This is a genomic window from Paraburkholderia sp. EB58 (assembly GCF_050436665.1).
Lineage (GTDB): Bacteria > Pseudomonadota > Gammaproteobacteria > Burkholderiales > Burkholderiaceae > Paraburkholderia.
Window position 1 is genome coordinate 56210 of sequence record NZ_JBNDMQ010000032.1, and the last position, 23887, is coordinate 80096.

At 56.9% G+C, this 23887-nt stretch carries 18 protein-coding genes; 10 read left to right on the forward strand and 8 right to left on the reverse strand.

Annotated features, from left to right (window positions below; all coding sequences use genetic code 11):
- Positions 1-136: 136 nt before the first annotated feature.
- Positions 137-2173: an FAD-dependent oxidoreductase gene (locus P3T40_RS33895; RefSeq protein ID WP_429272078.1), complete on the reverse strand. Its 2037-nt coding sequence runs from the start codon at positions 2171-2173 to the stop codon at positions 137-139.
- A 246-nt stretch (positions 2174-2419) separates the two neighbouring features.
- Here P3T40_RS33895 and P3T40_RS33900 point away from each other — a divergent pair, with 246 nt between their 5' ends.
- On the forward strand, positions 2420-3004 hold the full coding sequence (locus tag P3T40_RS33900) for a TetR/AcrR family transcriptional regulator (protein WP_429272079.1): 585 nt from the start codon (positions 2420-2422) through the stop codon (positions 3002-3004).
- A gap of 186 nt (positions 3005-3190) precedes the next feature.
- Here P3T40_RS33900 and P3T40_RS33905 read toward each other — a convergent pair whose 3' ends face one another.
- Complete coding sequence (locus P3T40_RS33905; RefSeq protein WP_429272080.1) at positions 3191-3445, reverse strand: hypothetical protein; 255 nt, start codon at positions 3443-3445, stop codon at positions 3191-3193.
- Between the two features lie 745 nt (positions 3446-4190).
- On the opposite strand from P3T40_RS33905, the gene P3T40_RS33910 reads away from it, so the two are divergent.
- Both P3T40_RS33910 and P3T40_RS33915 read left to right on the forward strand, forming a co-directional pair.
- Positions 4191-6503 carry a YjbH domain-containing protein gene (locus tag P3T40_RS33910; protein WP_429272120.1) on the forward strand — a complete coding sequence of 771 codons (2313 nt, stop codon included), beginning with the start codon at positions 4191-4193 and terminating at the stop codon, positions 6501-6503.
- 23 nt (positions 6504-6526) lie between these two features.
- Positions 6527-7240, forward strand: coding sequence for a carboxypeptidase regulatory-like domain-containing protein (locus P3T40_RS33915; protein WP_429272081.1), 714 nt, complete (start codon positions 6527-6529; stop codon positions 7238-7240).
- Between the two features lie 90 nt (positions 7241-7330).
- Here the strand turns inward: P3T40_RS33915 and galU are convergent, their stop codons facing one another.
- Entirely contained in the window at positions 7331-8215 is an 885-nt protein-coding gene (gene galU / locus P3T40_RS33920; RefSeq protein WP_429272082.1) for a UTP--glucose-1-phosphate uridylyltransferase GalU, read from the reverse strand.
- 568 nt (positions 8216-8783) lie between these two features.
- On the reverse strand, positions 8784-9710 hold the full coding sequence (locus P3T40_RS33925; RefSeq protein ID WP_429272083.1) for a GlxA family transcriptional regulator: 927 nt from the start codon (positions 9708-9710) through the stop codon (positions 8784-8786).
- A 607-nt stretch (positions 9711-10317) separates the two neighbouring features.
- Here P3T40_RS33925 and P3T40_RS33930 point away from each other — a divergent pair.
- Positions 10318-10785 (forward strand): GDP-mannose mannosyl hydrolase, encoded by a 468-nt coding sequence (locus P3T40_RS33930; RefSeq protein WP_429272084.1) that lies wholly within the window; start codon positions 10318-10320, stop codon positions 10783-10785.
- An 18-nt stretch (positions 10786-10803) separates the two neighbouring features.
- Here P3T40_RS33930 and P3T40_RS33935 read toward each other — a convergent pair whose 3' ends face one another.
- From P3T40_RS33935 to P3T40_RS33945, 3 genes are all read right to left on the reverse strand, one after another.
- Positions 10804-11082 carry a hypothetical protein gene (locus tag P3T40_RS33935; RefSeq protein ID WP_429272085.1) on the reverse strand — a complete coding sequence of 93 codons (279 nt, stop codon included), beginning with the start codon at positions 11080-11082 and terminating at the stop codon, positions 10804-10806.
- 112 nt (positions 11083-11194) lie between these two features.
- Positions 11195-12604, reverse strand: a complete 1410-nt coding sequence (locus P3T40_RS33940; protein ID WP_429272086.1) for a UDP-glucose dehydrogenase family protein — start codon at positions 12602-12604, stop codon at positions 11195-11197.
- 32 nt (positions 12605-12636) lie between these two features.
- The gene (locus P3T40_RS33945; RefSeq protein ID WP_429272087.1) at positions 12637-13902 is read right to left on the reverse strand and encodes a glycosyltransferase WbuB; all 1266 of its coding nucleotides are present in this window, start codon (positions 13900-13902) and stop codon (positions 12637-12639) included.
- A gap of 645 nt (positions 13903-14547) precedes the next feature.
- Here P3T40_RS33945 and P3T40_RS33950 point away from each other — a divergent pair.
- From P3T40_RS33950 to P3T40_RS33960, 3 genes are all read left to right on the forward strand, one after another.
- Complete coding sequence (locus P3T40_RS33950) at positions 14548-15189, forward strand: hypothetical protein (RefSeq protein WP_429272088.1); 642 nt, start codon at positions 14548-14550, stop codon at positions 15187-15189.
- 697 nt (positions 15190-15886) lie between these two features.
- Positions 15887-17095 carry a glycosyltransferase gene (locus tag P3T40_RS33955; protein WP_429272089.1) on the forward strand — a complete coding sequence of 403 codons (1209 nt, stop codon included), beginning with the start codon at positions 15887-15889 and terminating at the stop codon, positions 17093-17095.
- A gap of 95 nt (positions 17096-17190) precedes the next feature.
- Complete coding sequence (locus P3T40_RS33960) at positions 17191-18084, forward strand: beta-1,6-N-acetylglucosaminyltransferase (protein ID WP_429272090.1); 894 nt, start codon at positions 17191-17193, stop codon at positions 18082-18084.
- Between the two features lie 399 nt (positions 18085-18483).
- Here P3T40_RS33960 and P3T40_RS33965 read toward each other — a convergent pair whose 3' ends face one another.
- Complete coding sequence (locus P3T40_RS33965; RefSeq protein WP_429272091.1) at positions 18484-18750, reverse strand: hypothetical protein; 267 nt, start codon at positions 18748-18750, stop codon at positions 18484-18486.
- Between the two features lie 601 nt (positions 18751-19351).
- Here P3T40_RS33965 and P3T40_RS33970 point away from each other — a divergent pair.
- From P3T40_RS33970 to P3T40_RS33980, 3 genes are all read left to right on the forward strand, one after another.
- The gene (locus P3T40_RS33970; protein ID WP_429272092.1) at positions 19352-20488 is read left to right on the forward strand and encodes an acyltransferase family protein; all 1137 of its coding nucleotides are present in this window, start codon (positions 19352-19354) and stop codon (positions 20486-20488) included.
- A 364-nt stretch (positions 20489-20852) separates the two neighbouring features.
- Entirely contained in the window at positions 20853-22361 is a 1509-nt protein-coding gene (locus tag P3T40_RS33975; protein WP_429272093.1) for a hypothetical protein, read from the forward strand.
- A gap of 69 nt (positions 22362-22430) precedes the next feature.
- Entirely contained in the window at positions 22431-23813 is a 1383-nt protein-coding gene (locus tag P3T40_RS33980) for a hypothetical protein (protein WP_429272094.1), read from the forward strand.
- Positions 23814-23887 lie beyond the last annotated feature (74 nt).

A 23887-nucleotide genomic window follows, 5' to 3' on the forward strand; every position in this document is an offset into this window, starting at 1 on the left:
CGACACGGCTCCTCCGGCTGGCCGAAACGCCGGATCGAACTCTTCGGAGTCTTTTTACGTGTACGCCGCAAAGAAATCGGCGGAGATCGTCCGATCGCTCGCCGATTTCATCTCTTAGGGAAAGGTCGGCTTCCCGTCAAAGATCTTTAACGAGCCGCAGCGCGTCGTAAATGGCGGCATGCGTGTTTCGCGCCGCAACTGCATCTCCGATTCTGAAGAGCTGAAAGAGTCCATCAGGGTTCGTTTCTTCGGCCTGTGCTTTTCCGCCGATGAGGTCATCGTAATTCACTGCGCCGAGGTTTTTGGAGAGTGGTTTCAGGTCGAAATACAGCTCGTCCATCGGAATGGTCCCATGGTTGACCACGATCTGATCGTAGCGCTGCTCGTTGCGAACACCACCGTAATCACTTCCGATGATTGCGACAAAGTCGTTGCCTTCGCGCCGCACTGCTTCAAGCCGGTAAGTGACCGTGAACTTCGTCTTCAGCTTTTGCAGCGAGCGCATATAAGGCACAAGGTTCATGCTCATGACCTCGGGCGAGAAAGCGCGATCTGGCGTCATCACCTCCACGCTGCCACCCGCCTGCGCGATCGTTTCGGCGGCCTGCAGCGCGGCGTGGTCGCCAGCATCGTCGAAAATCAGCACATTCGTGCCTGGCTTCACATCGCCCGAAATGATGTCCCACGATGAAACAACATGCTCGTTGCCTTCGGTCAGGACCTCCGTGTGCGGCATGCCGCCAGTCGCGACGATCACGACGTCAGGGTTCTGCGCCTTCACGGCTTCGGCATCGGCCCAGGTGTTGAACGAAAATCGGACCCCTAACTGCTCGCACTGGGACATGCGCCAATCGACGATGCCCATCATCTCCTTGCGGCGATCGCTCTGTGCGGTCAGGCGAATCTGCCCGCCCGGATCGTTCATGGCTTCGAGCACGAGGACATCATGGCCTCGCTCGCCCGCCACGCGAGCTGCCTCGAGGCCGGCGGGCCCAGCCCCCACAATGACGATCTTGCGCTTCTTGCTGGCCCGCGCGATCGTGTGAGGCATCGTCAGTTCGCGCCCGGTCGCAGCATTGTGGATACAGTAAGCCGCGCCGCCCTGATAGATACGATCGAGACAGTAGTTCGCGCCCACGCACGGCCGGATATCGTCTTCCCTGCGCTCGATGATCTTTCTGACGATATGCGGATCCGTCATATGCGCCCGCGTCATGCCCACCATGTCGATCTTGCGCGACTCGATGGCATACCTTGCCGTCGCAACGTCCTGGATGCGGGCTGCGTGAAAAGTGGGGAATCCCGTTGCCTCCCTGATCTCCCCTGCGAAATCCAGGTGAGGTGCGCTTTTCATTCCCATGATCGGAATGATGTCTGTCAGTCCGGCATCCGTCTCAAGGTGGCCCCGGATCACATTCAGATAATCCACCAGTCCACTTTTCGCTAACCGCTGAGAAATCTCGATGCCTTCTTCCTTCGTGACGCCGCCGGCGAGCATTTCGTCAGCGGTATAGCGAAGCCCGAGAAGGAAATTTTCCCCCACCCGCGCGCGGATCGCCCGCAACACGTCAAACGTGAATCGCAAGCGGTTATCGAGCGCCCCACCGTACGGTGCACCCAGCGTGTTCGTAAGGGGCGACCAAAACTGGTCCATCAGATGACCATAGGATTCGATCTCAAGCCCGTCGAGTCCCGCTGCTTTCATGCGCTCAGCAGCATCAGCGAAGTCTCGAATGATGCGATCAATATCCCAGTCTTCAATCTTCTTCGGGAACGCCCGATGCGCGGGCTCACGGGCGTGCGAGGGAGACACTGCCGGCAACCAGTCGCCCTTGTCCCATCGGGTCCGGCGCCCCAGGTGCGTGAGCTGGATCATGACCTTTGCGCCATGCTCGTGGCATTCGTCCACTAGGTCCTTCATCCAGGGAACCACCTCGTCCTGATAGGCGAGGATGTTGTTGAAGACTGGCGGGCTGTCTTTCGAAACCGCCGCCGATCCCGCGGTCATCGTCAGGGCGATACCCGCTTTGGCCCTCTCGACGTGGTAGGCGCGGTACGCCTGCTTCGGCATGCCGTCCTCTGCGTACGCCGGCTCATGCGACGTAGTCATGATGCGATTGCGGAAAGTCACATGTTTGAGCGTGTACGGTTGCAGCAACGGATCGGTAGACATGCAAGCGCCTCTGGTCACGAGTGGGGACGTCTCAACTGCTTGGGTTGGTTGAAGATTAGGATTTGTGTACACACGTGTCAAGTTCATGGACATTGATGTACACTTTAATCATCAATGCTCTATCAGCGCTCAACGGTAGTCATTGCGGCACAATGCGCCGTTGATCCAGCGCGCAGTAGCCGGATTCGCTCACCAGGATTTCATCTCGTGGACCAAACCGTTGACGCCGTACGCGGCTCGGCAGACATGTGGCTCGATGTCGCCTACGAAAGCCTCCTCGATGGAGGGATCGAATCTGTCCGCATCATGCCTCTCGCAAAGAAGCTAAATTTATCCCGCACGAGCTTCTACTGGTTCTTCGAAGATCGTGAAGCGTTATTGGCCGCGCTTTTGAGCCGGTGGAAGTCCACGAACACCGGGAACTGGATCAAGCGGGCCGAAGCGTATGCAGAAAACGTATGCGAAGCCGTACTCAATGTGTTCGATTGCTGGTTCGACGATGCGATATTTGACTCGCGGTACGAAGCCGCAATAAGGAGCTGGGCACATCAGTCGCCGGAGATTGCCCGCGAGGCGGCCGACGACGACGAGCGACGGGTCGCCGCCCTCACCGCCATGTTCACGCGCTTTGACTACAAACCACTCGCGGCTGACGTTCGAGCCAGGGCGATGTATTTCACGCAGTTGGGATACCTCTCGACCCAGCCCAACGAAGACATGGCAGTACGCATGTCGCGCATCGCCGAATATGTCGAGGTGTTTGCGGGCGTACGACCGGAGGAACGGGAGCTCCAGCGGTTCTTTTCGCGGCGAGGCTTTAATGTGAGCTGACATGCTAGTGATGTCGAGACCACTTCTTTAGCGAGTAGCGAAACCATGATCAAGCTCGGCGTGCTCGGCGTGGGGGATCTCACCGAAAGACGGTAGCGGTCTATCCCGCCGAATCGATGGATGTATTCAACCAACTTGCCCAGCGCCAACAGTGAGAGACACCGCCTATAGGCGTGCCACCGTCCATCATCGGAACAAAGCAGCGAAAAACGAAACGGTGCCAACTGGAAGTGCCGCAATTGAACCCCAGCCCATAACCCTCAGTGCGCTTTCCAGCGCAATGCTCAGTGAACCACCCTGAGGACGGGAGCGGAACTCGAGACTAAGCACCCTGTTGAAATGTTCTGTCACGGTCCATACCGCGTGGAGAAATCTCAAGAAGATGTAGACCGTGACCCAAGCGAAGCAAAAAGTGAAAACTGTTGAAAAGGCGATAGTCATACAGGCTCCGTGCCATGCTCGGCTCGTCCGAGTGAGTGGCTTATGAACCGGATTCATCGACTCCAGGCGCGGTTAAGGCCCAGCATTCACAATGCGTGACCTGCATTACCGGGTAGGAGATGCGAAAAGATGCGACCTCCGATGAAGCATGAGCGGCCTTATCGCGCATGGTCATAGCGGCATCGGCAAGCGAGGGCACACAGGACAAAAATATCGCATAGCCAATTGCTTGATATTTGCCAAAACAATGAGAGATTCCGCCAATCGCTTGCCGAGCGGCGCGGCGAGGAATCGGATCCCGATCGTGCCTCAATAGCCAACTTCAGGTCGCATTCGGACACTCGATGGCGGAAGCCTTATTCGTTCTATAGGATCGTCCCGAACTACAAGAACCCCTCAGCAAAGCCCGCGCGGTCCTTGTGTTGTGTATTGCGTATTTGCAAGGCGTGACGTTTCGACATCCGGACTGCCTCGCCCCGGCTCGCCGTCGCTGGATGCGGCATGAGCGTCGCGGCAGCTCCCTCTTCTATTCCGTAAGCCAAGCGAACCCGACACCGCTCAGGCGGCCCCCGTTCGTTCGTAAAGTGGGCGCCGGAGCTTGCACGCCTGTCAATTGGTTCATCGATAAAAAGGATTTAGCAGATTGCACGCAAATCGACCTCGACTCGCCCCACACGCGCTGGCACTCGGCGCTGCGTTGGCATTTTCCGCGTCGGCGCATGCAGTCGATCCCGCGCTTAGCTCCATGGGACAGGCAGGCGGCCTGGTCATTCCGTATGCATTCGCATTACCGGAGGGCGTTGCCGAAGCCCAGTACAACAACTACATCGATCCGCGATACGGGAATCAGGCGACTAGTTCCCAGATCTACTGGGGGGCAGTCGGGATCCTGCCGTATGTCGAGGTGGGTGGCGGCCTAGCGAACTATCCGGGGAATGTGCCGGCACCATTCCCCGGCGCGGATCACATCATTCTTCGTCACCTGATGGCCGACGTTAAAGTGGAAGTGCCGCAGTTCTTCAAATATCAGCCAGCCATTGCGTTCGGCATGACCGACATCGGTGGCCAAACCCACTTTTTTCGCTCCAAGTACGGCGAGGTATCACAGCCTGTCGGGCCGCTCAACCTCACAATCGGCTACGGGCAAGGCGATCGGCTTGACGGCGTGTTTGGCGGTGTTCAGCTGTCGCTCTGGAATACGGGGCTCTCGCTGCTGGCAGAAGACGACTCGAAGACACCCTACGCTGGCGTGCGTTATCAGTCGCCCCGCATTAGCTGGCTAGCTGACGCCAACATAATCGGTACGGTGACGCGCGCGCTCAGTTCGACAGACGGTGTAATGCCGCGCACGTCGGTCTCGGTGGGAATTCAGATACCGTTCGGCAAGCGGTTCAGCCCACAGCGCTGCGCGGACGGTTTGTGCGACGGTCCCGAGGCTCAGGTGCAGCAGGGACCAACCGATGCAGACGGAGTCGAAGCTATCCCGCTGCGCAGCTTGCCGCAGCCACACCCAGTGGCAGAGCAAGCGAATGACGTCCCCGAACAAGCAATTTCATTTGTCTCGCCTCTGCAATCCGACGCATCCGTCGAGGTGGCTGATGATGCATCGCCTGCGGTGCCCGCTGAGCGCGCACCGGCCAATCACGCGTCGCAAGACACTTCAGCGCTCGATTCGGTCGCCGCGCAACTGTTTGCCCTGGGCGTCGATTCAACGCTCGATTCGATCGCCGAGCAACTGCTTGCCATGGGTCTCGAACGCGTGCGCGTCGCCGTCAGCGGGCAGGATCTCATCATCGAATACGAGAACCACCGGTACAACCAGAACGAAGCCGATGCGCTTGGCATTGTGCTTGGCGTGGGAAGCATCAATGCGCCGCGTGGCATCGAGCGAGTCCATGCGGTAATAAAGAAGGACAATCAACCGCTCGCCGACGTTGCAGTCGATCGCGAAGCGTACACACAATTCCTCGCCGGCGGCTCACCCGCAGCGGCAAGCGCATCGATGACGATGCGAACGCACCCGACCTATAACGCAGACTCGATGGCATGGCACGGCAACGAGCAGTATCACGGTCTCATGCGTATTCAGGTCTCGCCCGTTACGAACTATCTATACGGCACCGAGTACGGAAACTTCGACCTGTCGCTGGGAGCGAACATCGCGGGATTCGTTCCGCTTTGGCGGGGTGCCGAGCTGTACGCGAGCTACATGGCGCCGCTGTACAACACGAAGAACATGGACGAAGGTCAAGTGTTCAGTCAGTACCGTCTGCGCGGCGGGCTGTACAGCGCGGCATTGACGCAGAGTTTCTGGATCATGCCGCAGGTCCTGAACGAGGCCGCCGTGGGCAAGTTCGAGTACAACTACCTCGGCGTCGAAAACGAAACCACCGTATTCGTCCCTGGCCGTCCCGACATCGTCCGTCTGCGTCTCGCGTATCTGCACCAGGAGCCCGGCCAGGACACGCTGCCGCACGAGACGAATGCGATGCTCACATACAGATGGGTACAACCGTCGTGGAAGTTATGGATCGAGGGCGGCGTGGCCCGCTATGTCGGAGGTGACAAGGGACCGCTCATCACATTTACGCGTTGGTTCGACGATGTTTCAGTCAGCGTATCTGGCGAACATAGCGGCCGAGGCACCTTTGCGGGCGCAGCCATCAGCTTCCCGCTCACGCCGCGTCAGGGCATGAAGCCGGGTATAGCCCAGGTCGAGGGTTCCGAACAGTTTGCATTGGACTTCCGCACGCGCGTTGGCTCGGCCAACTATCTGACGCCTGGCGCAGCGGAGAACCTGAACTTCCCGTATAGCACCGACCAATATCTTCTGAACCAGGGGCGCTTTAGCGCGGGCTACTTCGCGACGCAGCTCTATCGGATGCGCGACGCGTACGACCGTTATGCAAAACCTGCTACCGATCCGGCGGAATCGGAGCGGCACGACGAGACAGCCGGTCCTTCCGCTGCAACAACCGTGGTTCCACGAGACGTCTGTGAAAACCGTTCACAGGATTTGAAAGCAACGCAGGCGCAGCCCCTTGCTTGCCAATTGTGAGTGACTTTCTTTTGGAGAGAATGATGAAGCTACTTGACACCCGCGTGTGGCGCACGCTGCAGTTTGGATCGATCGCGCTGGCAAGCAGCGCGCTAGTCGCATGTGGGGGAGGCGGCAGCAACCCACAGGGGACCATCCAGGGAACGGCGGCAGTCGGCGCCGCGATGGCAAATGCCACTATCCAGTTGAGCTGTAAGAGCGGCTCCGGCAGCACGACTGCGAATTCAAGCGGGGCCTATACGGCTACGTTCACGTTCACCGGCCCATGCCTGATTACGGCTACAAGCGGCTCGACTGTCCTCAATTCGATTGCTTCGGGTGCTGGGACGTACAACGTCACGCCGCTCACACAGTTGCTTCTGAGCTACATTGCCGGCCAACTCGGCACGACGCTCAACGGTTTGATTGCTGGGATCACGACCAATTCCAGCTTTCAGAACGCGCTGACGAGTAGCACGGTGGTCGCCAACGCAGAAAACGCGGTGGCGCAACTGATACAAACCACGTATGGCGTGACGCTGTCCACGAACTCGTTCCTGACTACATCGTTCACGCCGGGTCAATCTGGAGCCGACTCGGATCTCGACAGCCTTCAGGCGGCTGGGGCTATTACGAGCGATGGCCAACCCGCCGCAACGCTTTCGAGCGCGGCCGTGACCTCGGGCGCCTCAGCGCCCATTTCAGCCGGCGGCGGCTCAGGTACGGCGACCGGCGGTACCGGTGGCACGGGAACCTAGACAAAGCTCCCGGATGTTTGCCTGCCGTCCTCTTGGACGCGCAGGCCTTCCCACCGTCGCAGCATCAATGCGCGACGATGAGTCAATCGGTTAAACAACCCGCAGCGCAGCCATATGCTCTTCCAGGTATGCCCGGAAACCAGCGCTAACTTCCGGGTGCCGCAGTGCGAACTCGACTGTGGCCTTCAGATAGCCGAGCTTGCTGCCGCAGTCGAAACGCGTGCCGTGATACTTGTACGCTAGCACCTGCTCGTCGGCGAGCAGCGACTGGATCGCATCGGTCAACTGCAGTTCGCCGCCGGCGCCGGGCTTCAGCGCGCGCAGATGTTTGAAAATTCGCGGCTTGAGCACGTAGCGGCCCACCACGCCGAGGTTGGACGGCGCGACTTCCGGCGCCGGCTTTTCGACGATGCCCGACATCTTGATGATCGAATCTTCCCATTGCTTACCGTCGACGACCCCGTAGGACTTGGTCTCCGACGGCGGGATTTCTTCTACGCCGATCACCGAGCTGTGATAGTGATCGAACACCTCGACCATCTGCGCCAGCACGGGCTGCTCGCCGTGCAGCAGGTCGTCCGCGAGGATCACGGCGAACGGGTTGTCGCCGACCAGCTTCTCGGCACACATCACCGCATGGCCGAGGCCGAGTGCTTCGGCCTGGCGTACGTAGAAGCAGTCCACATGGCTCGGCTTGATGCTGCGCACCAGTTCCAGCAGCTTGTCCTTGCCGCGCGCTTCGAGCTCGGCTTCGATCTCGTACGACTTGTCGAAGTGATCTTCGATAGCTCGCTTGCTGCGGCCCGTGACGAAGATCATTTCGGTGATGCCGGCGGCCATGGCCTCTTCGACCGCGTACTGAATCAGCGGCTTGTCGACGACGGGCAGCATTTCCTTCGGGCTCGCCTTGGTCGCCGGGAGGAACCGGGTGCCAAGACCTGCTACAGGAAAAACCGCCTTGGTAACTTTTAGCATGAGAGATCCGGGTGTGATTGATTACGCAGCTACGCTTTGACACAAGAGCATTAAAAAAGCCTGCCCTCCCGAAGGAGAACAGGCTCAAGTTCCGAGGACCATCTGCTCGCCCTTCAGACCTCGTACATTTGCCGGTCCGTCAGACGACCAGCAGTCAGGATAGGGCAGCCGAAAGCTCTGTGATAGCACATGGCGGAAACGATCGTTATTTTGGCAGCGCAGCATAAGGGATATTTGACTGTCTCGCCGTAACCGTAACCGTAACCGCTCATCTTGATCCCATAGAGACCCATAAAGCGCGCTCGAATCGCCCAGCTTTGCGATCGCAATCGTTTGCGTGCTGTGAACTAGACCTTATTTATTATTTTATTTGCTTTTAAATTATGTGATGGTCTGCAATTTTTACCTGTTACATATACGCAAACCTGATTTCCAAATCTTGCTTAATCAAAAAAGCAATAATTGGTTCGATGCGATGAGGTTTTTCAAAAAATCTCATTCCACTACAAATAATTTCGTAATGCGCGAATATGCGGCGACCGAACCGCTGCTACGGCGGACAGTCGCGTTATGCCGACTTGTTCATGGGGCGCTTGCTAGCGCGGTACTCGGTCGGCGTTGTGTCGAGATGTTTGCGGAAGAGCTTCGAGAGCCAGCCACCGCCCCCGAGTCCACAACGGCGCGCGATCTTGTCAACCGGCAGATCCGTTTCGACAAGAAGGCGGCAACACATGTCAAGCCGCACATAAGACAGATACTCGGACGGCGTGACGCCCATTTCGATCTTGAAGCGGCGCAGGAAGTTTCGCTCGCTCATGGCTGCAACCTGTGCAGCCTCATCGATGGAGATCGGTCGGTCGCCATTTGACTCGAGCCAGCGGGCCGATGCCTGAATCTTTTCACTCACGTACGTGGGCGCATTCTCGCGGATGGTCGCCGTAAAGCGCGCCTGTTGAGGCCGCGGCTGGACGTGATCTGCAATCTGGCGCGCGATTTCGGGGCCGAAATCCTCCTCAACTAGCGCCAATGCGCTTTGCAACGGACTGGGGAAAGCCGTCGTGACCCCACCTTCAGGCGCACAGTATGAGTTGGTTTCCGAAGCGCGACGGCCCCAGCGCGGGGTACTGTCAGCGCGTCCAAATCCCGCGGCGTCGAGCAGCAACCGCCCTTCGCCGAGCGGGACCACCAGTTCGCTGCGCTGGCATTCGCGACGCAGCCAGGTAGTCAAGCGCTCATCGCGTACTGCATTGCGCACCCCACCTCCGCCGCTGACGAATAGCGTGTGGAAACCGTCCGGATGGCGCCGCTCCTCGACTCCTTCGGTCCAAACAAACACGGACGACGAGCTATCGATACGGCCACCGACTGCGGATAGAAGGAAAACGTTGTAACTTGCCTGGCCGCTCACAGGGGTATCCGTACTGGTGAGCGCATTCGCCGACTGGAACACTTCCAGGACCGCAGCTGTCTCGGGCAGCGCAAAGCCACTTAACAAAACAATTCCAATGTTTCTCGCCGTCCGCACGCCTTGCAAAACGCCCAGCGGCTCTACGCCTTTTCTCTGAACCGCCTCAATACACCCCATCATCTGAATTCCCCGGAAATTAGAAGAGCCCCTCCAGCTTCTTTTTGAGCTGGATTATTGGTTGCAAACATCGTACAAAAGATTTTATCCCGCCATTATGCACTGGCGGAATTTGCCAACATGTTGGCGGATCCAATCAACGCCACAATCGACCCCAATTGCGGCGCAACAACAGTGGGAATTGTTACCGACCTAGGTGAATTGGAAGCCAGGCAAACGAATTTTCGCTCGACTTAACGACCGCTGCGAAAAATAGTATTGAAATTTGAAAAATGTGCGGCAAATGGTCATTCAGAAACTCGCAAACGATTGGGGTGCCCGATCAGGCACGCTAATCCGTTTGGACGGCCCGCTGCGAACGGAGAATTACGGCAGCGCATCAGCTGACCGATCGCGTCCGCACCCGTGTCGCAAGCCGAAAATACCTTGTCGAATTTCGCCAGGCCTCGCACGGGCAAGTATTTTTCGGTAACGATGCGCAGTGGCCGAACCATCCCTGCGGCAACCCAATGTCACTATGCTTCCAATCGAAAAATTCCTGCAAACGGTCGACGCCACCCCTTTGGTCGCCATCGATCTGATTGTCCCAAACGAGAACGGCGGTTATCTGCTTGGACACCGCGTCAATAAACCCGCACAGGGGTTCTGGTTCGTACCGGGCGGCCGCATCCGCAAGAACGAACGCCTCGACGACGCGTTTCGCCGGATTGCATGCGATGAACTCGGCAGCGCAGCCGTCGAGCGAACCGACGCCGCTCTTGTAGGCGTATACGAACACCTGTATGAAGACAATTTTAGTGGGCAACCCGGCATCTCGACCCACTATGTGGTACTGGGCTACAGGCTGCGTCGCCCGATCAAGCTGGAAAATCTGCCCAACACCCAGCACACCGCCTACCGCTGGGCAACCGAGGAAGAAATCCTGGGCGATTCAGCCGTTCACTTGAATACGCGCGCCTATTTTGGCGAGCCCTTGTCACGCTAACTCTCGACTGCAGGGCGCTTAGCGGCAAGTGCCGGCGAGAAGCGCCTCGTCCTCACGCTCAGCCGCAGCCGCGATCGCAAGATTGGTCGCCTCGCACGCGGCGCTCAAGCATGCCAAGTCGTTCTCGCTCATCGGCAATGCCTCGCAGGCGCTTTTGACCAGCGCGACATAAGCCCGTGCCTGGACCGAAGTGACGTTGCCGTTTATCACGTCATTTCGATGCGCCCACAACAATTCCACGGTTGCTTCGACCAGTTTGGTGGTTTGATCCTCTACGCGGGACAGATTGTTCGACATCGATCTCCCTTCAGGGAAAATATTCCACAAGGTCATGTAGGCAGCCGGCACGGCAACTGAGCACCGTGCCTGGCTGGCAACGAATGGCTGGATCCAACGTGAGAGCTGCCGCTCAGCCCTGCACGACGCGCAGGGTCTGCGCTGTATCCTCGACGGTCGGAACGTACGGCCGGCCTACGCTGTAGTACTCGATCCCCAACTCCGCCATGGCCGTGGGCTCATACAGGTTGCGGCCGTCAAAAATCAACGGCTCGATCAACGCCTGAGTCAGCGCGCCAAAATCAGGGCTCTTGAATACCTTCCATTCGGTGACGATCACTACTGCATCGGCACCGTCCACACTCTCCGCTTGCGTCTTCGCAAACGACAGTCGCGAGTGCGCTTCCGGCGCATCGCGCAGGTCGAGCGCGAAAACGCGCCGTGCTTCGTCAATCGCTACGGGATCGTATGCACAAACGGTTGCGCCGCGTTCGAGCAACCCGATCACCAGCTTGCGGCTTGGCGCCTCCCTCATGTCGTCGGTGTTTGGCTTGAACGCTAGCCCCCATACCGCGAACGTGCGGCCGGTCAAATCCGCACCGAGTCGATCGGTGATCTTGTTGATCAGCACGTCCTTTTGTTCTTCGTTTACCGTCTCCACTGCCTCGAGAATGCGTAGCGCCTGACCAAACTCGGCGGCAGTCTGCACGAGCGCGCGTACATCCTTGGGAAAACACGACCCGCCGTAGCCGGCACCCGCATACAGAAAGTCGTAACCGATCCGCGGATCCGAGCCGATGCCACGACGTACCGACTCGATATCAGCCCCAACGCGATCGGCGAGATTCGCGAGCTCATTCATAAACGAGATCCGAGTAGCCAGCATTGCATTCGCGGCGTACTTGGTGAACTCGGCAGAGCGCACATCCATGTAGCGCGTGCGTTCATGATTGCGGTTAAACGGCGCATACAGGCGCTTCATCTGCTCACGGGCGCGTTCGCCGATTTCGTCTGCGTCGCTGCCAATGACGATACGATCCGGTCGCATGAAGTCATCCACCGCTGCGCCTTCCTTAAGGAACTCAGGGTTCGACACGACCGAAAACTCATGGCGCGCGCCGCGGCGCGTCAACTCGCTGGCAATGGCCTCATGCACGCGTTGCGCAGTTCCGACCGGAACCGTTGACTTGTCGACCACCACCTTGAAGCCGTCCATGTGACGACCGATGTTTCGCGCTGCAGCCAGCACGTATTGCAGGTCGGCCGACCCATCTTCGTCAGGCGGCGTACCGACAGCAATGAACTGCACATCGCCATGAGCGACGCTTGCCGCGATATCCGTAGAGAACTGCAGGCGTCGGCTTGCGCGGTTGCGATCGATCAGTTCTTTCAAACCGGGTTCGTGAATCGGCACGCCGCCGCTGTTAAGGATGTCGATTTTGCGTTGATCGACGTCAAGACAAAAAACGTCGTTACCGATTTCCGCAAGACAGGCTCCAGTGACAAGACCCACGTAGCCGGTGCCGATAATGGTGATCTTCATGTTGTCCTTGTAATGAAAAGACGCTTGCGATTTCAGACGTCCGAATGCCGCGCGTCAGCTGCCGAGGTGCCAGAAGTACCGGCGCGCAGCGCGGACAATTTCGTCTCGAATTCGCTCAATACGGCGTCGCGCGACAGCACTGCCTGGGCGAATTCTCGACCCGCCGCCCCGAGACGCGCTCGCTCGACCGCGTTGCTGGCCAGCCTTTCGATGGCCGAGACCAGCGAGATCGCGTCTCCCGGCGGCACCACCACGCCACGAGGGAATACGGCTTCGTACAACTCGGTGCCGGGACTGGCCATTGCTATGACTGCCCGGCCGCTCGCTAGCATGCCAGTCAGCTTTGATGGCATCACCAGATCCGCCGCGTCAGCGCGCTGAGGCAACACGTGAATATCGGCCAGGTTCAATAGTTCGTTCAGTCGGTCAAGCGGCTGCAGGTCGATGAAGCGACAGTTGCGCAAATTGCCGCACAGCGCTGTGACGGCATCCCGTGCCGGGCCGGTGCCGCAGAACACAAAGATCACATCGTCGCGCTGGGCAAACCCAACCGCGGCCGCCGCGAGCACTTCGAGGCCCTGTTTCGCGCCCATGTTTCCCGAGTAAAGGACCACTGTTGCGGCGTCAGGGATACTCAGTTCGCTCCGTAGCCGGCTATGCCGATCGAGCGGATAGATCGATTCGGTGTCGGCCCAGTTTGAAAAGCGCACGACCTTGCTTTCCTCGACCCCTTTGCGTAACGCGTGTTCAACCATCTTTCCTGATATCGTAGATACGGTATCGAAGCGTTTGAGCAGCACCCGCTCGAACGCCAGTGCCGTACGCTTTAACAAAGAGCCCTTCAGCATACCCAAGCTGAATGCAGCGTCTACCTCGTAGTCCTGAATGTGTAGCCACGCATAAGCACCTGTCAGTCGAGCGACCAACCAGCCGGTCGGCGCATTCATCAAGCTCGGCGCTATGCAGACGACCACATCCGGCCGCCAGAACACGTGGCGCAACAATACAGGGAAACTCGATAGCGCAAAACTTGCCAAGTGGGCAATGCGCCGCGCGCCCTTCGGCCGCGAGGGTACCCATAGCGGCGTACGCCAGATATGCACACCGTTCCGCCGCTCATTCGCGTAGCGGAATGCGGAGAAGCCGGTGGCGATGCGCCATGCGGGGTAATACGGTGGCGCACAAACGACGCGCACCTGGTGACCGGTAGCGGCGAGTGTTTCCGCCATCTCGGCGGTGTATTTGCCAATCCCGGTTAACTCCGGCGCGTAGTTGATGCCATATAGAAGAATTTTCATTGGGCTCCGGCGCAACATCGCTGCAAATGTTGCAGCGCATAATGACTGCATCTTGAGCGATGCGCATCTCAATGAGGCGCCATGATGTTGGTGTAGTCCGCCAACATCATGGCCGTCCTTGTGCGTGCATCACTCAATTAAGAGAAGATGACGGCGGATACACTTGTGGTCCGAGCAGCCGTTAATCGAGCGTTACTCGGATCTGCCTGCACGCGGCCGAGCGCAACGATATGAGCGCGGCGCAGCGAATTGAATTCGGGGTATCGGTCTGACGCGGCGCTTGACAGTCAGCGGCCGCTCTCCTCGCTTCAACTGTGTCAAGCACCAGATCGAGCAGCGAGCGCCATCTTATCGAACGGCGTCCTCGTTCTCGATGGGACGGCTGAACACGTCCTTATATTGGCTGATACCGACACATCCGGCATGTGCTCATCCCAGCCAATCTTTGTCGAAAACCGCAATTACCTTGTCGCTTTACGCCAGCGCACCCTCGAACAAGTTTTCTTCAGTAAAGATGCACGCTGCTCGGACTGTCACTCGGGGGGGATATCCGGTTAGTTGCTATCGGTACGCCGACTGGTTTTGGTCCGGTTCTGACAACGGCAATCTTGCCGATGAATCGACCTGCATATGCATGAGTCACGGATGAAAATGAAGACCCTGTTAATGGTGTTGGCGTCGGCGGTGACCGCGCTCGCCTGCGCGTCGGCCAGCGCACAATTCAGCTCGAATTCGATGCAGGACCGCACTTCGTCTCGCAGTCAACACACCAATGCACAGTCCGCTTCAGAGTTACCCCTGAATTCCCTGTTAGGAGCGCCGCAGGACGACGAGGAAACCCAACTTCCCGACAACCATGCCTCAAGTTCGGCGCGGAGCCACGCTTCGACGCAAAACAACCAGAAAGGCAATGCACAGGCCGATCAGGATTCCGCACTAAGTCCGCTTTTAGGTGCCCCGGAGGACTACGAGCGTAGCTACATTTCTGGGCTCGGCTACGCCCCCAAAGAGCAGGCTACCGCGGATGAGGCGGCCGACTATAGCCTTACGCCAGTTGAGAGAATGTCGGCGCCTGATCCTGCCGAGCGCGGAAGCGCTTCCTCTGAAGGAGCGGCATCTCATAGCGGTACGGTTGGCACCCGCGTCGCAGGTGAAGGCCGCAAATTCCAAGAATTCCAGCCGCCCACCACCCTTACCCGGACATCGATTTCTGCCTCGCAGTACGATTCATTCGGTGCCACCGCCGTTTCGGATCCTACGAGCACGATCTACAGGCCACCATGGTAGATCGGCTCCTCGCGGAATACTTCGGGCATAAAGCCGAATCTCCGGTTGAGCTGGGTTGCTTCAGCGCACCGCTTGCAGTATCAAGCAACCTCCTCCTATATCGGTGAAAAGCGCGACCGAGTCGGCTTCACCGTGCCTGTGCTAGCCGTGAACGTGAAAGCTGTGCTTACCCAGATCAATCCCGATCCGTGTCACGTCTTGCATGATGGCCTCTTCACAAAGAAAAGCACCCGACCAACGTAACTCGCTCATCGGGAGGGGAAGCCATCTCGCCAACCGCCCGGCGGCAGTTGGATTAGGGGTGCGGATTCTGTCTTTACATCGTCCGAATCCTTCAATCCTTTGGCGGATGCAGGTACGCGTTGGATGAAACTATAGAACCTTTTGAGTGGTGCTATTGCGGGCACTGCATGGCAAACATATTGCTTAATCGGCCACCGGAAACGAATAACCGAAAAATCGGTGATCTGCACAACTGCGGCGGTACGCCCGGTGTTAGCAGACACACTCCATCGAACCAGATTTGTGGGAACAGGTCACGTGCGGACGCCAAAACACTCGGCGGGCGCGGCTCCAGCGCTGACCAGCATTCGATTTTTCGCGGCACTGATCGTCGCTCTCTTTGCGAGCCGATGCCCGAGCACCTACGCATGAAGTTTATCGTTCAACCCGCGCTCCCTACTAACAGCTTATTTCGATGAAAATTCTGCATTTGCTCGCAACTCTCGACCCGAGAGCCGGCGGCCCAACCGAGAGTGTGCGCCAAAGCGGCATCGAGATGGTGTCGATGGGGCACGAAGTCGAGGTGGCGTCGCTTGATGCGCCCGATGCTCCATTTATCTCCGCATTTCCGCTGCCCACGCATGCGTTGGGACCGGCGCGCCGCAACTATGGATACACACCGCGCCTTGTGCCGTGGCTGCGCGAGCACGCGTCGCATTTCGACGCAGTGGTCATTAATGGGCTATGGCAATACTTTGGCTTCGGTGCATGGAAGGCTTTGCGGGACCTTGATGTGCGCTACTACGTGTTCGCGCACGGCATGCTCGATCCGTGGTTCAAGCACGCGTATCCGCTCAAGCACCTGAAGAAATGGCTCTATTGGCCGTGGGCCGAGTATCGTGTGCTGCGCGACGCGCGCGCGGTTCTCTTCACAACCGAGGACGAACGATTACTCGCGCGTGAGTCATTCTGGCTCTATCGAGCGAATGAACGGGTCGTATCGTTTGGAACCAGTGCGCCGCCCGCGAATGCCGCGCATCTGCGCGAGCAGTTTTGGAAGACCTACCCGGCACTGAAGAACAAACGCCTCATTCTGTTCCTCGGCCGGATTCACGCGAAGAAAGGTTGTGATTTACTGATCCGCGCATTCGCGAAGGTCGCTAATCTGGACAAGGATGCGCACGTCGTCATCGCCGGACCCGACAGCACGGGCTGGATGGCTACGCTGAAAACGCTGGCCGAAGAACTCGGCATCGCCCACCGTATTACGTGGCCCGGCATGCTACGAGGCGAACTGAAGTGGGGCGCGTTCTATGCGAGCGATGCGTTCATTCTGCCATCGCATCAAGAGAATTTCGGCATTGCGGTTGCCGAGGCGCTTGCCTGCGGCGTCCCCGTACTGATCTCGAACAAGGTAAACATCTGGCGCGAAGTTCAGGCCGACTGCGCGGGGTTCATCGCGCAAGACACAATCGCCGGCACCGAGGAAAATCTGCGCCGCTGGCTCGCGCTCGACCCAATAGTGCGCATGGAGATGCGAACACAAGCGGCCAATACGTTCAACTCACGCTTCACTGTTCAGGCAATGGCGAAGGATTTGCTGAATGTTCTGCAAGCAGATTCGACTGGCTTACAACATGCGAGTGGGTCGTCTTCCGCGTCTGTTTCGCCCTCTAAATCCTGAAGATACTCCATCTGCGCTCGTGGCCCTGGCTCTTAACACCCGCGCATTGAAAATTGGATCGCACCGAAAAAATCCATTCCAGTCGGGCATTTACCATGAAAAAATTAGCATATCTTATTCTAGTGCACTCCGACGCCCAGCAATTCGGAAAATTGATTAATTCTCTGGGAGAAAATTGCGATATTTATGTGCACGTGGATAAGAAGGCCGAGATCACGCCTTTCTTGCAAATCGCAGGTGGTAAAAATGTCATATTTGCAAAGTCACGTGTCTCAATATCCTGGGCCGGCATATCAATGATCGATGCTCAGAATATTTTGCTTATCGATGCACTAAACAACAAGGAACGCTACTCGCATTTAATATTTTTATCGGGAAGTTGCTATCCAATAAAAAATCAAAAAGAAATATATGAGACCATCACGAAATATCCACAAAGAGAATTTATTAAATTCATTGACATGAGGGAAAGCCCGGGCCACTACATGAAGCAAATCAAGAGAAAATGGTTCAATGAACCACTCTTGAGCGAAAATTGGCCGCTCTCACACAACCCCGAAAAAATATTAAGGAAGATCGCCACTAAATTCAATTTTATAAATCGATGGAATGATGCAGTAATTCCCTGTTTTGGGAGTCAGTGGTGCGCGCTGACAGTTGACTGCTGCCAACATATAATCGACTATCAACGCAACAATCCATGGTATAGAGAGATGAACCGTCTCACCTTTTCGCCAGACGAACACTACTACCATACGATAGTAGGAAACTCCCCCTACGCAGACATGTCAGATGGCGTCCAACACTTTGAAGGGCGCGGAACGTGGCGCTTAGCCAATTTTCACATAATCGACGAAACCCTTGCAAAATGGTTCACGATTCGTGACTGGGACCAAATAGCGACTTCTGACAAATTATTTGTTAGAAAAGTACGAACATTAGATGGTACAGAGTTAGTTGCTCGCATTAATCAAGAGATCCTCTCTTAATTTTTTCAGACAGACGACTTTTAAGCGATGCCCAGTCCGGCATACAGAGGCATCCAACTGATGGCACACTGACCGGCATAGCAGCGGTTCAATGGAAGAATTCATTGTGTATAACGGGGAGTGAAGTCAGATTGATCTATTCCCATCCGATGGCGGCCAAATATCTTGGATATTCGAACCTGAAAAACTCGCCAATCGATACTCACCTCTGGGCATCAATCGAAGCGCGCATGAACGCGCCGAGGCAAGCTGCGTTTGACATCGTCGAATCGCCGAGGCGATCAAAACAAGCGAGACCCGCGAGAGCGTTTGACATTGCGATATGCGTGGCCACCTCGCGGTAGGCGATCCAATGCTCTTGACGAAAGGCCGCACGTGCCGTCGTCGAGAGCGCATAGATTAGATGGTGGTCAGTAGTGCCGGTTCGACGGCAATCGACTTCCCGTCGATCAGGCCGCCCTCCGCGGGCATCATGCCGAACTTGATGCGCGGCCACTGCCCAAAGTAGCCGCGCATTTCGCGACGCTTGACTCGCTTGTGCGTATCGGCGGCGTGATCACCTCGACGATGCGCGGAACGTCGAAACGCCTCGACACCGCGATAGGTTCCACGTAAGCGTCCGATCGTGCTTGCAATTGCCCCCTTCGTTGCCACGAAACCTGGCATACGTCATATCAGTGCGTAAGAGAGATGACTGGTGAACGGCGGGCGGCGAGCGAGTCCAGAGCTAATCGGCTATACGGGCAAGATGTCGATTAAGCGAGGAAAAAATGGCTTGCTAAGACCACTGCCTTAATGCGGCATCCTGATGCATTCGAGCCTGGTTGTCACCACCGAAGGACTGCCACTGGGCCTGGCTGCGCTCCGTGCGCGCGGCGTAAGAGAGAACGCCAGACTGAGACTGCTCAGGCGAGTGAGATTCTCGCCCGGCCTCGGCATTGCCTGTCGGTATCGGGTCATTCGTCGCCCACGCTATCCTTTCATATGAATCGATCGCGACAAAATCGATCGGCCACACCGATCCGAGAGCCGAGATTGGAATCAAAACTCAGGCTATACATCGTCCGAATCCTTCAATCTTTCGGCGGATTAGATCACATTGATCTAAGTATCCTCCGCTAAGATCGCTCCAATCTCCCGACGGATTGGTTTGCGGCAGTCACTCATGTGACCAGAGTGGCCTAACTTTTTTGGCGCGTTCACAGCGAGCATCGGTACGCGGTTGTTCGCGTCGACGCTACTCGGACAGCCTGAGGGAATCTTCCACGTGCGAACAGCCATACGACCAGGCGGCGAACTGCCAGCGCTAACTAGCATTCGATTTTTTGCGGCATTGACAGTCGCGCTATCGCATTTCACCCGACTCGGACTACTCAATCTGCCAGCTGCGTTTCTAGCCTTCGTCGACGGCGGTCGGCCGGCAGTGTCACTTTTCTTCGTATTGTCGGGCTTCATTCTGACTTACAAGTATCAAGGGTCGATGGACGCCGGAGGCGCATCGCGGTTCTACGTCGCCAGGTTCGCAAGGATCTATCCGGTGATGTTGCTTTCTCTGCTCATAGCGATGGCTGTCACCATCTACCTACTGCGAACTGACAACAGCACCTTGGTGCTCGATTGGTATGCGCTAAAGAGCAACGTCTTTGCATCGCTCGTTGCAAGCCTGGTAGCGCAGCTACTACTGCTTACAGGCTGGTTTCCGTTCGCATCGATCAATCAGCCCTGGAACGGCCCCGCATGGAGCATTTCATGTGAGGCCTTCTTCTATGCTCTTTTCCCTTGGCTGCTTCGCAAACTAGGATCGAAAACCCTCAGCAACGTCGCATTGATGTGTGCTTCGGCTTGGATTCTCCAGGGAATCTGGATCGTTTCTGTGGCCCACTGCCTACCGATTGGACGAGCGGGCTTTGTCATCTCCCAATTTCCTCTTACCCACCTGACGGAATTCGTCATGGGTATCGGATGTGCGCTCTTCTTCATCCATGTTCGATCAACCGGTCGGTCGTCGCATCGTTTCGGATTTGCGCTTGTCTCGACAGCGTTGCTAGCGATCGCGCTCCTTGCCGCTTTTCACCTCGTCAAGCCCGCCTATTATCTCGAGTCACCCTTCTTCGCGGTGCTAATACTCGGTTTGGCCCTGCTTGAGCGCCCAGTGCTAGGGCTACTCAACACCCGACCCCTCGTAGTTCTTGGGGAGGCCAGCTTCTCGTTGTATCTGATTCACGTGCCCCTCGCGCATTTGGCCCATATTGCTGGGCTTCATCGTGACAACGGATGGGTAGCATTACTTGTCGCTGTGGGCTTGAGCGTACTGGTATTTCGCCATTTCGAAGAGCCAATGCGCAAACGAATCCGATACGGAATTGCCCCGGCGCGACAAGCGACGGCTTCTACGGCATCGTGAGTCCGTCGCCGGGCGATTCAATGGCCGCACCTTGGAAACGAGAAGACCGCCGAATGGCGGATGTATGGGGGTGCGCGATAGGAATTTCCGCTTCGCGTCGGCGGAATCCTTCAATCTTTTGGCGGATTCGGCCAGATTAGCGCAGGTATTCTCTCATTCGGGATCGACACATTGGCACTCTTCAGAACGTCAGAGTATCAGTTACTTATCTAATCCGCCCGGAGAGAATGTCCGGCTGACTTGGTGCTCGCCCCCCAGGAATCCAGCGCATTGGCTGCACTGACCACCAACAATCGTCCATGCCGCAACAGCACCGGGCTCCGATTGATGTGATGCCCGCAAGAACTCAAACGCTGATGACAACATGAAAGTGACGCGCCGCATGATATTGGCCCGATTGGGCCAATTTGGGCTCGGGCTTGCACTGAACCGTACCCCGAACGCTACCGCCGCGGCCCAAAGCCTCACCATACCTCGCACGCAACTCGAAACGCTGGAAGAGGAAAATTTCAGCGCACGTGGGCGCGCGGGCGCCATGGGTGATGATAAGGCTGATGACACCGCAGCGCTTCAGGCGTGGATCAACTACTTAGTTGCCAACCATAAGCGAGGCACGCTTGGCACAGGTACCTACCGCGTGAGCGCCCCTCTCGTCATCCCAGCCGGGTACGAATGGGCGATAGATGGCGACATTGCCGGCGGCACGCGGATTCTGCAAACAGCGGACAACGTGCCGATCCTTGACATTGGCGCGACCGGCCCCAAGCCGCTGATGCACACTTGGCGAATCTCTAACATCGAGTTCGATTATGCGAACGACCAGCCCGCTTCGAACAAGAACGCTAACCCGATCCTGTTCTCACAAATGGTATGCGAGTTCACGCTGGCGGACTTACGCTTCGCGCGCGGCTCGTATGCGATCAAGGTGAAACCCGGCATCGGTGGTCCGTGGGGCGGCGACTGGGACAACCTTGTCTTCGGGGGCAAACTTAGCGGTGGAGCGATGGATTGGACCCGCGCAACTAACGCCGTGCCGAACAACAGATGGGGACGCTTTTTCATCGACTGCCACAGCATGGAAGGTCCGGTCCTCCGGAATATCAAGGGGTATAACTGGACCATAGACACGATCGAGTTCATCGCCGCCAACCGTGGAGCACAACTCATATCGATGCAGCCGGGCTCGATCTGCACAATCGGAGCACTCAAACTCGAGAACGGCATCTATCACAATGCGGTCGACCTGATCGAAATCGGTGCTGGCGCGCATGTCAAGCTCGCGCAGTTCCATATCGGCGGCAATGCTATGGTCCTGCATCCGGATGTGGGCGCGATAACACTTTTTGCGACGGGGATTGGCGGCCCTACGGGTATGTTTGAACTCGATACCTTGGTCGCGATCTCGACCGAGTTTGGCGGCGACATCTTCGTGATCAGTGGGGCCAAGGGCGACATGAGCATCAGAGATATATCGCTTGACCGGCATCCTTGGCAGCTCTGCGACAACACTTCGACAGCAACCGGCGACACGTTGACTATCGATCAGTACAAGAACGGCCACCTATCGGGGAACCTTGGAGACGCTAACTACGTCGTCACGCTTGGTGATCCAAACGTCCTGTCGTTCGAGACGCCCTTCACTTCGCCGCGCACGCTGGAACTACCGTCTATCGCGAACAGTTTGTTCAACGGTCTCTACTATGAAATCCGACTGGACGGCGCGGTCAATGGCGAAAATACGCTCACGATTGAGTGCGGGAGCACACAGAAATTCGTCGTCCGGAGCGACAAGATCACGATTCGCTTCGCGTGGCGCCGCAATGCCAACGCGGCAAATGGATGGATCATGACGCAATACGAAGCACTGCCGTGAAGCGAACGTTGCCCGAAAACATGCAACGTATGTAATATCGCAAAAATCAGATAAATTATAGAGGGAAAGATGCCGGGGAAATACGCTCCACTACTGATCATGCTTCTTGTCTTTCCTTTGGCCTTCGACTATAAGAGCGTGGATAACAATCAGGGCCACTTACTCCAGATCGCGCTTGCCGTGCCTCCGATAATCACGGGCATATTGCTGGCCCTAAAGGGACCGAAATTCCGCTACAGGTCACAACTTAGGTCATTCGTGATAGGCGCGCTCGTGGTGACCGTGGTCGGAAGCATCGTACCCCAGCTCATTAATGGAAACGAGATCGGCAACTATTTGCGCGTGCTACTGGCCTTCATTCTGTTTCTCATTGGCTATCTGGCGGGGTGTCACCCGTGGAGCGAAAGCCGATCAAAGTCCTTCGATTTCTGTATCTTCGCGGGCATGGCCCTGTCGATGGTTATGAGCTTCGTATTCGGGATGGCAACCGGTGGTTCGATTGACGACGTCCGGTATCACATCATCTCCCCAGTGCTTTTAGGCTTTCAAGGGACGCTGCTTTACGACATCGTCATGCAGCGCTCACGATCAAAGATCGCATTGGCGCTCTTCGTTGCCACAATGGTCATCGAACTTTTGAGCGTCACGCGAAGCTTACTCATTGGCACTGTCCTGCTGTTCTCCCTCGCTACGTGGCTCGCGGCTCCGACGATCCGTCACCTAATCAAGTCACTGCTGCGTACTTTCGTTGTCGTCGTGGCACTTGCGGGAGTGGTTATGATCGGAGCGGAGTTGGTCTTCCCATCCGTGCTTGACCACTGGACTCAGCGGATTTTCTTCGCCGAGAGCACGAAGAGCGGCAAGGACCCGACGACGCTCACCCGCCTAGCCGAAATGGAGGATCAGTACGATCAAGTCACGTCAACCGGCACATCGATGTTTCTTGGGATGGGATATGGACATCACTTCGGCTATGCCAAGGACTACATCCCTGAGTTAGAAGATATTGCAACACGTCAGAATCTGGAAGACATGGATGCTTGGGAGGCTGGTCATAATTTTTGGGTATACCAATTCTTCGCCGGTGGGATTCTTTTTGGCACGGTCTTACCGATTGCATTGCTATATGCGCTCTATCGATGCTCTGTATCGTATCGCCGCTGGCGACGTGCGATCCCCAATGCCGTATTCCTTCCCAATATGGGCAGGTATCTAATGGTAGTCTCCGGTATGGTTGTTACCACGATCGGCGGGAACCCCATGGGAGCGCGCTACTCTGGACTGATATATGGGCTCGCGTTGGGGCTGCTTGTTGCGGCTCACTCGAAAGGCATCTTGATGCTACGCGAAGCGCAATACTTGGAAAATCTCAAGCACCCTCGAGGACGTGGCGAGAGGGAAAAATCGAACCCGGCGCGTGTCGAAATCGAACTGAACCGTTTTGCTAAATGATGGCAGACGTTCGCTATTCTATAAGCCGAGTAATACGCAGTCTATCGAACCGCTCATGGCGACCGGTCTTGCTC

Coding starts and splice junctions, on each gene's coding strand:
- P3T40_RS33930 (WP_429272084.1), top strand. CDS start 10,318: ATGCTTCCAATCGAAAAATTCCTGCAAACGGTCGACGCCACCCCTTTG.
- P3T40_RS33955 (WP_429272089.1), top strand. CDS start 15,887: ATGAAAATTCTGCATTTGCTCGCAACTCTCGACCCGAGAGCCGGCGGC.
- P3T40_RS33980 (WP_429272094.1), top strand. CDS start 22,431: ATGCCGGGGAAATACGCTCCACTACTGATCATGCTTCTTGTCTTTCCT.
- P3T40_RS33895 (WP_429272078.1), bottom strand. CDS start 2,173: ATGTCTACCGATCCGTTGCTGCAACCGTACACGCTCAAACATGTGACT.
- P3T40_RS33905 (WP_429272080.1), bottom strand. CDS start 3,445: ATGACTATCGCCTTTTCAACAGTTTTCACTTTTTGCTTCGCTTGGGTC.
- P3T40_RS33945 (WP_429272087.1), bottom strand. CDS start 13,902: ATGAAAATTCTTCTATATGGCATCAACTACGCGCCGGAGTTAACCGGG.
- P3T40_RS33940 (WP_429272086.1), bottom strand. CDS start 12,604: ATGAAGATCACCATTATCGGCACCGGCTACGTGGGTCTTGTCACTGGA.
- P3T40_RS33950 (WP_429272088.1), top strand. CDS start 14,548: ATGAAAATGAAGACCCTGTTAATGGTGTTGGCGTCGGCGGTGACCGCG.
- P3T40_RS33900 (WP_429272079.1), top strand. CDS start 2,420: ATGTGGCTCGATGTCGCCTACGAAAGCCTCCTCGATGGAGGGATCGAA.
- P3T40_RS33910 (WP_429272120.1), top strand. CDS start 4,191: ATGGGACAGGCAGGCGGCCTGGTCATTCCGTATGCATTCGCATTACCG.
- P3T40_RS33915 (WP_429272081.1), top strand. CDS start 6,527: ATGAAGCTACTTGACACCCGCGTGTGGCGCACGCTGCAGTTTGGATCG.
- P3T40_RS33965 (WP_429272091.1), bottom strand. CDS start 18,750: ATGCCAGGTTTCGTGGCAACGAAGGGGGCAATTGCAAGCACGATCGGA.
- P3T40_RS33960 (WP_429272090.1), top strand. CDS start 17,191: ATGAAAAAATTAGCATATCTTATTCTAGTGCACTCCGACGCCCAGCAA.
- galU (WP_429272082.1), bottom strand. CDS start 8,215: ATGCTAAAAGTTACCAAGGCGGTTTTTCCTGTAGCAGGTCTTGGCACC.
- P3T40_RS33935 (WP_429272085.1), bottom strand. CDS start 11,082: ATGTCGAACAATCTGTCCCGCGTAGAGGATCAAACCACCAAACTGGTC.
- P3T40_RS33975 (WP_429272093.1), top strand. CDS start 20,853: ATGAAAGTGACGCGCCGCATGATATTGGCCCGATTGGGCCAATTTGGG.